The organism is Labrys sp. WJW (genome assembly GCF_001676615.1).
Classification (GTDB): domain Bacteria; phylum Pseudomonadota; class Alphaproteobacteria; order Rhizobiales; family Labraceae; genus Labrys; species Labrys sedimenti.
This window is the reverse complement of sequence record NZ_LYXZ01000016.1, coordinates 74,004-87,532: the sequence shown is the minus strand read 5'-3', so window position 1 is coordinate 87,532 and position 13,529 is coordinate 74,004. Positions and strand designations below refer to the sequence as shown.

12 protein-coding genes and 1 tRNA gene are annotated in these 13,529 nt (G+C 64.0%); 3 read left to right on the top strand and 10 right to left on the bottom strand.

What is annotated here, in order from left to right; all coding sequences use genetic code 11:
* Window positions 1-213: 213 nt before the first annotated feature.
* Window positions 214-1,821, bottom strand: a complete 1,608-nt coding sequence (locus BA190_RS10995) for a peptide chain release factor 3 (RefSeq protein ID WP_068286191.1) — start codon at window positions 1,819-1,821, stop codon at window positions 214-216.
* Between the two features lie 222 nt (window positions 1,822-2,043).
* Here BA190_RS10995 and BA190_RS10990 point away from each other — a divergent pair.
* Window positions 2,044-2,118: transfer RNA gene (locus BA190_RS10990), tRNA-Gly, on the top strand.
* Between the two features lie 202 nt (window positions 2,119-2,320).
* Here the strand turns inward: BA190_RS10990 and BA190_RS10985 are convergent.
* A complete protein-coding gene (locus tag BA190_RS10985; protein ID WP_068286189.1) occupies window positions 2,321-3,073 on the bottom strand; it encodes an SDR family oxidoreductase in 753 nt (250 codons plus the stop codon).
* A 197-nt stretch (window positions 3,074-3,270) separates the two neighbouring features.
* Between BA190_RS10985 and BA190_RS10980 the strand changes: the two genes are divergently transcribed.
* Window positions 3,271-3,816, top strand: coding sequence for a TetR/AcrR family transcriptional regulator (locus BA190_RS10980; RefSeq protein WP_162275087.1), 546 nt, complete (start codon window positions 3,271-3,273; stop codon window positions 3,814-3,816).
* A 365-nt stretch (window positions 3,817-4,181) separates the two neighbouring features.
* On the opposite strand, the gene BA190_RS10975 is transcribed toward BA190_RS10980, so the two are convergent.
* The 5 genes from BA190_RS10975 to BA190_RS10955 form a co-directional block, all read right to left on the bottom strand.
* A complete protein-coding gene (locus BA190_RS10975) occupies window positions 4,182-5,087 on the bottom strand; it encodes a substrate-binding domain-containing protein (RefSeq protein ID WP_068286440.1) in 906 nt (301 codons plus the stop codon).
* Window positions 5,088-5,387: 300 nt separating this feature from the next.
* Complete coding sequence (locus BA190_RS10970; RefSeq protein ID WP_068286186.1) at window positions 5,388-5,879, bottom strand: hypothetical protein; 492 nt, start codon at window positions 5,877-5,879, stop codon at window positions 5,388-5,390.
* A gap of 80 nt (window positions 5,880-5,959) precedes the next feature.
* Window positions 5,960-7,183 carry a PLP-dependent aminotransferase family protein gene (locus BA190_RS10965; protein WP_068286182.1) on the bottom strand — a complete coding sequence of 408 codons (1,224 nt, stop codon included), beginning with the start codon at window positions 7,181-7,183 and terminating at the stop codon, window positions 5,960-5,962.
* Between the two features lie 191 nt (window positions 7,184-7,374).
* Window positions 7,375-9,771: a glucan 1,4-alpha-glucosidase gene (locus tag BA190_RS10960; protein ID WP_068286176.1), complete on the bottom strand. Its 2,397-nt coding sequence runs from the start codon at window positions 9,769-9,771 to the stop codon at window positions 7,375-7,377.
* Window positions 9,768-10,658 carry an ROK family protein gene (locus BA190_RS10955; protein ID WP_068286166.1) on the bottom strand — a complete coding sequence of 297 codons (891 nt, stop codon included), beginning with the start codon at window positions 10,656-10,658 and terminating at the stop codon, window positions 9,768-9,770. Before BA190_RS10955 ends, BA190_RS10960 begins: the two co-directional genes overlap by 4 nt.
* 15 nt (window positions 10,659-10,673) lie before the next feature.
* Here BA190_RS10955 and BA190_RS36815 point away from each other — a divergent pair, with 15 nt between their 5' ends.
* The gene (locus BA190_RS36815; protein ID WP_245314665.1) at window positions 10,674-11,258 is read left to right on the top strand and encodes a DUF1127 domain-containing protein; all 585 of its coding nucleotides are present in this window, start codon (window positions 10,674-10,676) and stop codon (window positions 11,256-11,258) included.
* A gap of 220 nt (window positions 11,259-11,478) precedes the next feature.
* Here BA190_RS36815 and BA190_RS10950 read toward each other — a convergent pair whose 3' ends face one another.
* The 3 genes from BA190_RS10950 to mbfA form a co-directional block, all read right to left on the bottom strand.
* On the bottom strand, window positions 11,479-11,682 hold the full coding sequence (locus BA190_RS10950; RefSeq protein ID WP_068286156.1) for a hypothetical protein: 204 nt from the start codon (window positions 11,680-11,682) through the stop codon (window positions 11,479-11,481).
* Complete coding sequence (locus BA190_RS10945) at window positions 11,679-12,395, bottom strand: aldolase (protein WP_068286149.1); 717 nt, start codon at window positions 12,393-12,395, stop codon at window positions 11,679-11,681. The genes BA190_RS10950 and BA190_RS10945 overlap by 4 nt, the downstream gene beginning before the upstream one ends.
* A gap of 115 nt (window positions 12,396-12,510) precedes the next feature.
* Entirely contained in the window at window positions 12,511-13,464 is a 954-nt protein-coding gene (gene mbfA, locus BA190_RS10940; protein WP_068286146.1) for an iron exporter MbfA, read from the bottom strand.
* Between the last annotated feature and the right edge of the window lie 65 nt (window positions 13,465-13,529).

The window sequence follows — 13,529 nt, the reverse complement described above, 5'->3', positions numbered from 1 at the left end:
GACCAAACCCTCCCCTCGATGGGGAGGGTCGACGCGTAGCGTCGGGGTGGGGTGACTTCTTTGCAAGAATCTACCGCTTCCGCTGTGGAGACCTGCGTATTTTCACCCCACCCCGGCCTTTCAGGCCGACCCTCCCCATCGAGGGGAGGGTAAAGAACCCGCGCCTCCAACCTTATGTTAGCGCCTATGGACACCCAGTCCGCGCTCCAGAAATCACTTCACCTTCTTCACGTCCTTGATGTCGGCGAACACGATGGAAGGCGACCGCTCGCCCTGGTAGCGCAGGTCGAAGGCGGATTTGGCCATGAACACCGGATCGCCGTCGAGATCATCGGCGATCGAGAAATTGTGGGACGTGACGAAGCTGTCGAGTTCCGGCTTCGTCGGCGCCGAGATCCAGCGCGCCAGTGCGAACTCGGACGGCTCGAAGCGGATCTCCAGCCCATATTCGGCGGCGAGCCGGCCCTGCAGCACGTCGAGCTGCAGGGCGCCGACCACGCCGACCAGGGCAGGGGAGCCGTCGCGCGGGCGGAACACCTGCACCACGCCTTCCTCGGCGAGGTCCTGCAGGGCATCCTTGAGCTTCTTGGCCTTCATGGCGTCGGGCAGGCGCACCCGGCGCAGGATTTCCGGGGCGAAACTCGGCACGCCGAGAAAGGCGATCTCCTCGCGCTCGGTCAGCGTGTCGCCGATGCGCAGGGCGCCGTGGTTGGGAATGCCGACGACGTCGCCCGCATAAGCCTCCTCGGCCAGGGCACGATCCTGGGCGAAGAAGAATTGCGGCGCGTTGAGGCTCATCGACTTGCCGGTGCGCACCTGCTTCACCTTCATGCCGCGCGTCAGCTTGCCCGAGCACAGGCGCACGAAGGCGATGCGGTCGCGGTGATTGGGATCCATGTTCGCCTGGATCTTGAAGACGAAGGCGGAGAGATTGTCCTCCGTCGCCTCGACCATGCGGGTGGCTGCTGCCTGGTCGCGCGGCTGGGGCGCATAGTCGCCCAAGCCCTTGAGCAGGTCGCCCACGCCGAAATTCTTGATGGCCGAGCCGAAGAACACCGGCGTCATATGGCCTTCGCGGAAGGCGGCGAGATCGAACTCGCCGCAGGCTTCCTGCACCAGAGCGATCTCCTCCGAGGCTGCCTCGGCATCGATCGAAGGCACGGCGCGGGCCAGCGCCGCGGCATCGCCGGCCTCGACCGGGATCGGCGCGGTGTCCTTGTCGAGCAGGCGGACATGGCTGGCCTGGAGATCATAGGTGCCGGCGAAATCGCGGCCGCGGCCGAGCGGCCAGGTCATCGGCACGGTGGAGAGCGCCAGCGTCTTCTCGATCTCGTCGAGCAGCTCGAAGGGATCGCGCCCCTCACGGTCCATCTTGTTGATGAAGGTGACGATGGGAATGTCGCGCAGGCGGCAGACCTCGAACAATTTGCGCGTGCGCGCCTCGATGCCCTTGGCCGCGTCGATCACCATCACCGCCGAATCGACGGCCGTGAGCGTGCGATAGGTATCTTCCGAGAAGTCCTCATGGCCCGGCGTGTCGAGCAGGTTGAAGACCAGGCCCTCATATTCGAAGGTCATCACCGAGGTGACCACCGAAATGCCGCGCTCGCGCTCGATCGACATCCAGTCCGAGCGGGTATTGCGCTTTTCGGCCTTGGCCTTGACCTGGCCGGCGAGCTGAATCGCACCGCCGAACAGCAACAGTTTTTCCGTCAGCGTGGTCTTGCCGGCGTCCGGATGGGAAATGATGGCGAAGGTGCGCCGCCGCTCGACTTCGCGGGCGAGCGGGGTGAGGGCCGAAGTGTGTGACAGATCGTTCAAGGCGGACCTAAGGAAAAGTTTGCAGCCCCAAAGCAGGGGAGATCATCGGGAATTGGCGCGCTTTTGGCACGAAACGGTGTCCGCGTCACCCCCGACGATGTCAGCGCGGCCTGTGGATGAAACACGCAATGCAAAAAAACTGAAACTTGCCTGTTGCAATCCGTCACGGGCTTTGGCATAGAGCGCCCACGCCGATGCAACGAGCATCTGCGGCCCACGGAAGCGGGTGTAGCTCAGGGGTAGAGCACAACCTTGCCAAGGTTGGGGTCGAGGGTTCGAATCCCTTCGCCCGCTCCAGTGGTCCCTTCGGGGAAAAACAAAAAAGCGGTCCTTCGGGGCCGCTTTTTGCTTTTGGAGCCGTTTCCGCCTGGAATCGAGCCGGTGGTGATGTCGAAGCCGGGCTTGATTCCGCCGGCCTGCATGGCGGCGAGCGAGAGGGCGAGATAGTTCTGGGCCTGCGGGGCCTGCCAGGAGGCCGGCCGCCCCCTCGGGTGGTAACTCAGGCGCTTATGCCACCATCGACAAGAATGCCCGAACCGGTAACGTAGGCGGCGCCAGGCCCGGCGAGGAAGGCAACGGCCTCGGCGACCTCCCGGGTCTTGCCGTAGCGGGCAATAGACAGGCTCGGGAGGATGGAAGGCGCGAGAGGGCCGTCGGCGGGGTTCATGTCGGTGTCGATTGGGCCGGGGCGGACCAGATTGACGGTAATGTCACGAGGGCCGAGTTCACGGGCGAGACCGCGGGTGAAGCTCTCCATCGCGGATTTGGTGGCCGCATAGACTGCTATACCAGCGAACGGGACAGACAGACCCGCATTGCTGCCAATAGTGACGACACGGCCACCATTCGGGATGTGTTGCAGCGCAACCTGGGTGGTCACGAAAACGCCGCGCACATTGACATTCAGCTGCAGGTCGATCTCCTCCAGTGATTGCGCGGAAAAGGCACCCGCAATGAGGACGCCAGCGTTGTTGACCAGGATGTCAAGGCCGCCGAGGTCGGCCACGGTCTGTTCGACCGCTGTCTTCGCGGCTTCCGGGCTGGCGGCATCGGCTTGGATGGCGAGGGCCTTGCGGCCCAGGGCACGAATCTCGGCGGCGAGAGCCTCTGCCTTGTCGGCCGACTTCTCGTAAGTGATAGCGACGTCGGCGCCGTCTTCGGCCAGCTTCAGCGCGATGGCCGCGCCGATGCCGCGCGCCGCACCCGTAACAAGGGCGCGCTTGCCGGCGAGAGGAAGAGTGGCAATGTTCATGGCAGTATTCCTAGGTTAGATCATTTCTGTATCGTTCAACACAGAAATGGTTATCGACCTTGCTCTGCCAGCACAAGAGAATTATGTAACGATTAGCAAAAAAAGAGAACCGCATGATGCCGCACCCATCGGCGCCCCTTGCTCCGAAGCGGGGCCGCCCTGTCAGTTTCGATCGAGAGGAGGTCTTGGAACAGGCAATGCGCGTGTTCTGGGCGAAGGGCTTTGCCGGCGCCTCAATGAGTGACCTCACTGCCGCCATGGGCATCGCCTCGCCCAGCCTCTACGCAGCCTTCGGTTCCAAGGAGAACCTCTATCGTGCGGCCCTCGATCACTATGTGGCGCTTCACAAGGAAATCGTGTTGCGCATCATGGAGCTGCCGACGGCACGCGAAAGTATTGAAGGCCTGTTGCGCAACGCTGTCACCGTCTTCTCGCGCACGGATTTCCCGAGCGGATGTATGGTCGAACAGACGGCCGGGGAGGCATGCGACATGTCTCCCGAACTCGCGGCGAGCCTTTGCGAATTGCGCGCGGCGAATGACGAGAACTTCTCGACACGGCTGCGCAAGGGTGTTGAGGACGGCGATGTCGCCGCCGGGACCGATATCCGCGCCGTCGCCGCCTTCTATGCCACCGTCCACAAGGGCTTGAGCCTAAGCGCGCGGGGCGGGACCGGGCCGGACGAACTGAATTCCGCCGTCACTTCGGCGATGGCGGCCTGGCCGTTGCTGGCGGGGACCTGAGAGCCCGAGTCCAAGAGCCTGTTTCAACTGGACGCTGGACTACCCCCCATATGTGAGACAGCAAAATTAAGTATGAGGAACGGGTTAGGTTAGAGATCTACAGCATCGAACCTGATTTCTGAATCAGGCTCGATGCTGAAATTCCTTGTTGCCGCATCTTTTTTGCCGAAAATCGGTACCCACTTTTCGGCGCGATGCTCTAATGTCGCGAGAAGTTTGGCGTTCCCACCTTCTTCTATCGCTACCGCACCGTGGACGGCGTCGAACTGCTGGTGGAGCACAAGGCTGCGCCGAGCCGCGACCGCATGGCCGACATTCTGCGCAGCCTCCGTAAGGCCTTTGTCGAAGGGGAATGACGTAGCTCCCTACTTCTTGCCGCCCATCAAGGCGATGAAGTCGGCGGCCTTGTCCTTTTCGTACATCGAGCCGGTGGTGATGTCGAAGCCGGGCTTGATTCCGCCGGCCTGCATGGCGGCGAGCGAGAGGGCGAGATAGCTCTGGGCCTGCGGGTCCTGCCAGGCAGCCGCCAGGACATAACCGTCCTGCACCTCGTTGGCGGTATCGAGCGAATTGCCCCAGCCGACGACCGGAATCTCGCCAGGCTTCACGCCGACCTGGTCGAACACGCGCTTGATGCTGCCGGAGACGAGATCGCCAAGCGGAAGGATCGCCTTGATCTTGCTGCGGTTGGCCGTGAGGTAGTCGCTCATGCGCGAGATGATGTCGGCCTGGTCGAGCGTCGAATCGGTGACCTCCCAGCTGATGTTCAGCGGCTTGAACACGCTGGCGATGCCCTTTTCCTGGTCGGCGCCATAGGTCGCGCCAGGCACTTCCACCGGCATCCAGACGAAATCGCCCGATTTCACCAGCCCCTTCTCGACGAGGTAGCGGGCATGGTCGGCGCCGGCCTTGATGTTGTCGCCGCCCACGAAGGTGGAAAAGCGGACCGTCTTGTCATCGGAGTTGAAGGCGATCACCGGGATGTTCTTGGCATTGGCTTCCTCGACCGGCTTGACCAGGCTGCCGGCGGCGGGGCTCGCCGTGACGATGCCGTCGGCGCCCGCCGCGATCGCGGCCCGGATGGCCTCCTGCTGCGAGGCGACGTCGCCATTGTGGAAGGAAGTGTTGACCTTGTTGCCGGTGTCCTTGGCCCATTGCTCGGCGCCGGCCAGGAAATAGGTCCAGACCGGGTCGGCGGCCGAGCCATGGGAGATCCAGTAGAACGTTTTTGGGGCCGCCTCGGCCGGCGACGGCGCAGACGAGAACGCCATGCAGAGTGCGGCGCCGGCGCCGAGACCCCAGCGCGCCATCCGCTTGGCGAGAACTTTCAGTGACATCAGATCCTCCCGATGTGATTGTTTGTTGTCCTTGTGAGATCGCGCCCGGCCCTTAGGGGCTGGTTCGCGCATCCCAGACGAAGCATCCTACATCGACAGTCGCGGCCGGATGCCGCTGATTCCACAATTCTTGTGCTGGCAGGTTTTTCGCTCCGGCGGAATCACCCGGGATCGAGCCTCGCTTCGGTAGATCGAGGCAGCCGCGATCATCCTCGCTGGCCTGCACAGGCTGAATCAGGGCCCGATCTGCCTGGCCTTGGCGAAGGCCTCTGCCTGCCGTTCCGCCTCTTCACGCTCCGCCGCCAGGCGTTCGGCGCGCTTTTCGCGCCGCCAGGCGATCAGGCTGTTGATGGTGAGTGCGGCGAAGCCGAGCGTATAGACGGCGGCGACGAAGGCGCTGAACCAGGCATTGTTGTCGCCGGTCCGCAAGGCGCGCTGGAGCTCGATAGTGGTGGCGACGCCGTAGATCAGCACCACCAGCATGACGAAGTTCTGCACCCGCGCGCCAAAGCGCCGGAGGATGAGATGCAGGCACAGATAGAAAAACGGCATCACCACGGCATTGGCGACGATACGGCCGATGGGATGGAAGATCGAGGGCAGCATCTCGCCGAGCCAGCGCGCCCCGACGAAAGGGACGATCAGCAGCAGGGCATAGAGCAGGCCGAGGCCGGTCCAATCCAGCAGGCGATTGGAAAATGCCGGTCTCGTCGGTTCTGCCGTCATGTTCCCGTTCCGTGGACTGCACCCGCTCCGGATTTAAGCATATTCCGGAGCCGATAACAGAGGAAACAGGAGCCCCGCGATCAGGCCGTGCCGGCTTCGCGAATGACGCGGCCGAGCCGTTCGATGCCCTGGTCGATCGCGGCATCATTGGCCAGCGAGAAGCTGAGCCTGAGCGTGTTGGCGCCCGAACCGTCGGCATGGAAGGCCTGGCCCGGCACGAAGGCGATGCGGGCGGTCTCGATGGCGCGGGCGAGAAGGCGGGCGCCGTCCATACCGTCCGGCAGCGTCACCCAGACGAACATGCCGCCCTCGGGGCGCGACCAGCGCACGCCCTCCGGCATGTGGCGTTCGAGGGCGGCCAGCATGCGGTCGCGGCGATGGCGATAGGCGCCGCGGATCTTCTCGACCTGGGCCGGGAAGGCATGCTCGGCCACATGATGCATCGCCATCTGGTTGATGGTGGGGCTGTGCAGGTCCGAGGCCTGCTTCATCAGCACCAGCTTCCTGATCACGCCGGCGGCGGCGCAGATCCAGCCCATGCGCAGGCCCGGCGCCAGCGTCTTGGAGAAGCTGCCGCAGGAGATGGTTCTGACAGCATCGATATGGCCCTCGCGGGCAATGTCGAGCGCCAGGATCGGCGGCACGTCGGCGCCGTCATAGCGCAGCGACTGATAGGCGGTGTCCTCGATCACCACGATGTCGAGTTCGCGCGCGAGATCGAGCACGTGCTCGCGCCCGGCCCTATCAAGCGTCTCGCCGGTCGGATTGGCGAAATCCGGCGTCAGATAGGCGAACTTCACCCGGCCGCCCGCCTTTGCTGCAGCGTCGGCATAGGCGGAAGGAGTCATGTTGCCTTCCACCGGCGCCAGCCTGTCATAGCGCGGCTCATAGGCGTTGAAGGCCTGCAGGGCGCCGAGATAGGTCGGCCAGGTGACGAGGGCGGTATCGCCCGGGGAGAGCAGCAGCTTGCCGAGATAATCGAGCGCCTGCTGCGAGCCGGAGGTGATCAGGATGTTGTCCGGGCCGCAGGTGACGCCGATGCGCTGCATCTGCCGGACCACCCAGTCGCGTAGCGGCGGAAAGCCCTCGCTGGTGGAATATTGCAGCGCCGCGCCGGCGCTCACATCGCCGAGCACGCTGGCATAGGCCGTCCGGAACGCTTCGTTCGGAAACAAGGCAGGGTCGGGAATGCCGCCGGCGAAGGAAATGATGTCCGGCTGTTCCAGCAGTTTCAAAAGTTCGCGGATTTCCGAGGCACGCATCCGTCCCGCCCGCGTGGCGAAGATCGCTTCCCAGTCCAAGATCCTGTTCTCCTGATAGACGGCGGCGAGGTGCTTGCCGTCATACGATCACGGCATCGTTTCCTGTCGGGAAGTTGCCCCTTTTCTGGGCGCGATGCTCATGTTGCGTGCAGCATCCTCCTTGCGAAAAAATATGTCAATAATGCTGACATATTTTTTCGCTTGTTGCGCCGCAAGGCCGCCGGCGTGGCCGATCAGGCCTTGACCGTCACCAGATAGTCCTCCTCCAGCCACGGGCCGCCGATCGGGGCGAGGCGGAAGCGGATCTCGCTGCCATCAGCCAGGGAAGAGGTCGGCAGGTCGAGGACGTGGAGGGACAGGCCGGCGTCATGGGTACGGCCCTCGTCGTGGCTCGCCCAGCCGTCGAAACTCCAGCGTATGGCCGAGAGGTCGGCAAGCTCGATGCGCAGGATCTGGCCGGGGGCGATGGCGTGGCGCTGGTGGTTGAGCCGCCAGAAACGGCGGTCGCTGACGATCTTGCGGGTCAGATAGCGCTCGACCGTCTGGGGCGGGGTGTCGAACACCGTCCCGTCGCGCAGCGAGCGAAGCAGCTTGATGTGCTCGCCATGGGCCCAGACCAGCGGCATGGCACTACCGGTCGGCTTGCCGAGAAAGAGTTCGTGCTCCGGCCGGTCGGCGCCGTCCCAGATCTGCTCGGGCAACTGGCCACCAGGACCTGCCGATGCTTCGAGCGCGGCCAGCAGGCGCCGGGCTTCCTCGGGCCGGCCTGCGGCGAGTTCGTAATGCGCCCTTTCACCAGTCAGCAGCGGCCAGAGTCGGCCGACGCCGGTGCCGTCGAAGGCGGAGCCATCCTCATGCTCGCCATAGCCGTCATTGTTGTAGCGATACCAGCAGGGGCCGTTGGGCAGGTCGCGTTTCAACAGGTGATCGATCGCCTTCACGGTCGCCACCATGCGTGGGTCGTCGGCGGCACGCAGGCCGAAGCGCACCAAAGCGAGGGCATCGGGACTGAGCAGCATCTTGGCGCTGAGCACGGCCTCCTGGGCGGAGCGGTTCTTGATGGCGACAGTACCGCCGAGCCCTGGCCCGTCCTCGTTGTCGCCGGGGCCGATGCGGACATAATAGCCGGGAATACCCAGCGTGCTCGCCAGTTCGGTATCGGTGGCGAAGGTCCAGGCATCGATCTCGGCATGCCATTCATCCGCCGTCTCCCGCAGCAGCGTGGCGGCATCCGGGCGATCCGCTGCGTCCATGGCGTCGGCGGCGGCGAGGAGGGCTGATATCTCGACCGCAAGCGTGAAGGGCGAATAGCCGGCGTCCTCTTCCCAGCGGTCCTCGTCGGTGACGGGGCCATTGCGCAGCACGAAGCTCGCCGCGTGTTCCACCATCGGCAGGAAGCGCCTGGCCTCGGCGGCATCGAGGCTGCCGGCCCGGACCAGCATGTCGAAAAGCAGGATGGGAAAGGCGGTCTCGTCCATCTGGATGCCGTCCCAATAGGGATGGCCGTCGATCCAGTTGTTCTGGGCCCAGTGGCCGTCGCCTTCCTGGATGGCGGCGAGATAGTCGAGGATGCCGCGCGCGTCGGCCGGACTGCCGGCCGCCAGGAAACCGCCGGCCGTCTCGACCAGATCGCGCGGCCAGACCAGATGGTAGCCGCCAAGGTCGTTGTCGCCCTTGTTGTAGCCCCAGGGCGTCGACAGGCTGGCAATGGCGCCGCCCGTGAAGGCGCCGGTGCGATGGGCGGCGAGCACCGCGGTGCTGGTGCGATAGCTGGTGCCACGCGCGGGGCTGACATGGTCGAGATCCTCGAGCCCGGCCTGCCAGCCTTGCCAGATGGCACGTACGCGCCGACGCGCGGGCTCGAGCCCCTGCTGCAGGCTGGCGATGGCGTTGAGGGCCGCTTCTTCCGGCCTGAGGCCGAGGCCGAGGGTGAGCAGCACACGGCCCTGGCTGCCGCGAAGGTCGAGCGTGCCGCTCAGCGCGACATTGCCGTTCTCGGCGCGGAGCCAGGCCGAATTCACGCCTTCGCCGCGTTTGAGGGTCTGCCAGCCATCGGAAAAGCCGACATAGCCGGCCGAGCGGTCCTGCCAGGGAACCGAGGCGGCGAGGGCGAGCGAATAGCCATAGCTGCCGCTGGCCATCAGCAGGCCATGCCCCTTGTAGTCGTCGACCCAGGCGGTGTTGCGGGTGCCCTGGTTGACCAGATGCGGCGACAGCAGCACGTGCAGGCCGTAATCCTCGGCCTCGCCCTTCAGGGCCTCGAAGCGGATGTCCTGCAGCAGGCTGTCGCGGAAGGGGTCGGCCAGGATGGTCTTGCGGATGCGGTAGCGCCCGTCCTTCGCCGTGTTGACGAGTTCGAAGACTGGCGTACCGTCGCTCTCCATGCGGATCTCGCCGTCCGCATCGCGCTTTTCTTCGGAAAAATAGTCCGCGGCCGTGACGAGGAGGCCGCAATCCCGGATGCAGGCAAGGTCGATGCGCGGATAATAGATCTCGTTGAGGATGCCGTGGCTGAGCGCGAACCAGACTCGGCTCGACGCGGAACCAGCGGTGCCGATTCCACTCTTGGCGGCCGAGGTCCAGCGAGGCTCGACGCCCGGGGCTCCGGGAGGTGGGGCGGTTTCGCTCATGCGCTAGTCTTCTTGCCGGCTGGCTTAGCAATGGTGATTATCTTGGCTTTGGCCGGTGATCTGGCCTTGGCAGGCGTGCTGGCCTTGGCGGGTGTTCCGGCCTTGGAAGGCGCCTTGACCTTGGAAGACGTCCTTGTCCTTGAAGGCGGTTGGGGCGCTTCCTCGGATTCGTGAAAATTCCTCAGGCGCCAGAGGGCCGCACCGCCATCGAGGCCGGCATCATTCGAGCCGAGCGTGACATTGGCCGGCAGAGTGAGCTTCACATGCTTGGTGTTGCCGCCGCCAAGATAGAGGTGGTCATAGTGGAACAGTACGAAGAGCACGTCGATGACGTGTTTCAGCCGCTTGTTCCAGCGCTTGTTGCCGATCTTCTCCCGTGCCGCCTCGCCGATATAGTCGTCATAGGTCTTGGTGCGGGTGATGGGGTGATGGGCCAGCTCCATATGCGGCATCAACTCGCCGTCGCGGAACACGGCTGTGCCCGCTCCGGTACCCAGCGTCAAGGCAAGCTCGATGCCCTTGCCCTTGATCAACCCGAGGCCCTGGACTTCCGCATCGTTGATCAGACGTATCGGCTTGTTGCCGAGCCGGGCGGCAAGCTTTTGCCCGAGCGGAAAGCCGTCCCAGCCATAGGGTGCGAGGTGCGGCGCGGTGAGGATGCGGCCATGCCGCACCAGGCCGGGAAAGCCCACCGAGATGCGGCTATAGGCGGGGAGGGACGCGACCAGCTCGGCCAGGGTCTCGACCAGCAGATCGGGCGGGCAGGGATGGGGCGTGGCAACGCGCACCCGCTCTCCCTGCATCTGCCCGCTCGGATTGATGATCGCCGCCTTGAGGCCGGTGCCTCCAATGTCGATGGCGAGGATGTCGGATGTCTCCTTGGCCACGGGCGGGCTCCCTGATTGACGGCGATCCCAGTTCTACCGGGCTTCGTCGATGGAAAGGCGCAATTGTGGCTGGCTTGTGTTGCCGGCTTTATTTTGGTGGTGATCCTATCAGCTCGGTTACCCCTAGAGCAAAGTGCGTTCATGACTGAACGCTTGTTTGCTCTAGCTCCTTGTTTCGACGCGTCTTTGCGATTCCTGGCGACTCCGTCAAATCGCAAGACACTATTGGGCAATTCGGAGGCGGAATCCGCCTCGGATCGGGCGGGCGGCATTCGATTGAGGCAGAATGTTGCCCTATTGCTAAGCGCTATGCACAAAATCCATGCAGCCGCCGCATACCGGGCATACGCGCCAGTCTGTGCGATTTTTTACCGTGCGGTGCAAAAGAGGAGTATATGCACTGCAACAAATCAATCTCTCTGGAAAGTAAGTGTCATGGTTCTCTTCGGTTTTGTTTCTTCGATCGCTTCTCGTTTCACGGCCTATCGCAATTATCGCCGTACCCTCCAGGCTCTCTCGGCTCTTGATGACCGCGAGCTTGCTGATCTCGGCATCTTCCGCGGCCGTATCGAGGAAATCGCTCGCGGCGCCGCTCGCTAATCGAGCCTAGCGTCCGTTACGGAATGCAAAGCCGCCGGGATGGTTCCCGGCGGCTTTTTCTTTGGTTATTGCTCGCGCCGATTCCCTGCAGAACAGCAGGACAGGCTATGCTGCACCTGCGAAGAGCAGCAATGACTAACCCATCGGCTGTGCGGAGCGCCTCTGCCAGGCGTCCACGCTCAGCGCATAGCTCGTGCGATGCGCAAACGGTCCCGGAGCTCTACTGGCGTTCGAACCAGGCCAAGGCCGGTTCAGCCTCGGTGAACTTGGTTTCCTCGTCCAGCTTAACCCGCTCGCCCCCCTTCTGTTCGAAGAGCCGGCCGCGATAGAAGGTTGCCACGCCGCCTTCGGGCAGCGGCTTGTCTAGCTTCCACAATTCCGCCCTGGCGTTCTGGCGGATCCGGACCCAGCGCAGGGTCGTCACAGGCCGTCGATCCGCATCAGCGCCTCGAAATGCAGTTTGGCCTGGTGGTCGAGCACATTCATCCATTCGCGGGCCGTGCTCTCGATGACCTGTTGGGGAATGAGCTTGAGTGGCCGGCCGGTCGACATGGCCAGCACCTGCTGGCGGCAGGCGCGGTCGAGATAGTAGAGGTCGTCGAAGGCGGTGGCGACGGACGGGCCGCCGACGATGATGCCATGATGGGCCAGGAAGACGATATCGGCCTTCTGGTCCGACTTGGCGGAGCTGGCGATGCGCTCGCCTTCCTTCTCGCCCGAGGCAAAGCCGCCGAATTCGTCATTATACGCCGTTCGGCCGTAGAAGCGGGCTGCCGTCTGATGGGCCATTTCGAGCCGGCCCCCCTCGATCATGGTGAGGCTGGTGGCCCAGGGCATATGGGTGTGCAGCAGGCAAAGATGGCGCGGATTGGCGCGGTGGCCGGCAATATGGATGTTGCGCGCGGTCGCCTCGAGCTCGCCTTCGCCTTCCAGGATCTGCCCTCGTCCATCGACCAGGAGAAGATCGGCCGGGCGCATCTCCGACCAGTGGACACCATAGGGATTGAAGAGATAGCGCTCTTCGGCGCCGGGGACCTGCACCGAGAAATGGTTGCAGATGCCCTCGTTGAAGTCGAACTTCGCGGCGAGGCGGAAAGCGGCCGCGAGTTCGCGGCGATAGAGGTCGATATCAGGCATTGCATTTGTCCGATCACGGGATGGAAAGCTTTCTTATCCCGTGATGCCGGGCGAACGGCAACGGCTATGTTGCCGCATTGGGCATTGCACAGGAAAGAGCCGGCTTGCCAGGGCCCTATTGGCTGCCGATCAGGATACCGGTAAGCAGCACCAGGATGCCGCCGAGGACGACCTGCACGATCGCCGACGTGAAGGGCGTGGCCATGAAGCGGGTACGGATCCAGGCGATGGCGATGAGCTCCAAGACGACCACGCAGCCGGCGACACCGGTCGCGACCCAGAAATCGGGAATGAGATAGGGCAGGGTGTGGCCGAGGCCGCCCACCGTGGTCATCACGCCGCAGGCCGCACCGCGCACCCAGGGGTGGCCGCGCCCGGTGATCTCGCCGTCGTCGGAGAGGGCTTCCGTCAGGCCCATGCTGATGCCGGCGCCGATCGAGGCGGCGAGGCCGACCAGGAAGGCGTCCCAGGAGTTCAGGGTGGCGAAGGCGGCGGCGAAGATCGGGGCGAGGGTGGAGACGGAACCGTCGATCAGGCCGGCAAGGGCGGGCTGCACGATCTGCAGCACGAACAGGCGCCGGGAGGTCTCGTCCTCGCTGCGCTTCTGGTCGGCCGGCAGCTTGGACTCCAGCGTTTCGGCCAGGCTTTCATGGCGTTTTTCCTCTTCGGCGAGGTCGGCCAGCAGGGTACGGATTTCGACGTCATGGGCCCGTTCCGCCGCCTTGGCATAGAAGCGGGCGGCTTCCAGCTCCATCGCCTCGGCCTGCTCGCGCACCGCGTCGATGCGCAGATTGTCGAGCAGCCAGATCGGGTTGCGCTTGAGGAAGCCGCTGACGTCCTGGCGGGTGATGTAGGGCAGGGTGTCGCCGAACTTGGCCGTGTAGGTCTCCAGCAGGCGGTGGCGATGGCCGTGCTCCTCCTGCGCCATTGCCTCGAAGATCCTGGCCGAACCGGGAAAATCGGCGCGCAGGCGATTGGCGAATTGCAGATAGATGCGCGCATCCTCCTCCTCGTTGGAGATGGCGAGCGCCAGGATCTCGGCCTCGTTCAGGTCGGAAAAGCGTTTCATGACGAACCTAGATTAGAATAGTTCTAAATTAAACTCCTTCTATCCCGCCCGCCGGTCCCTGTCGA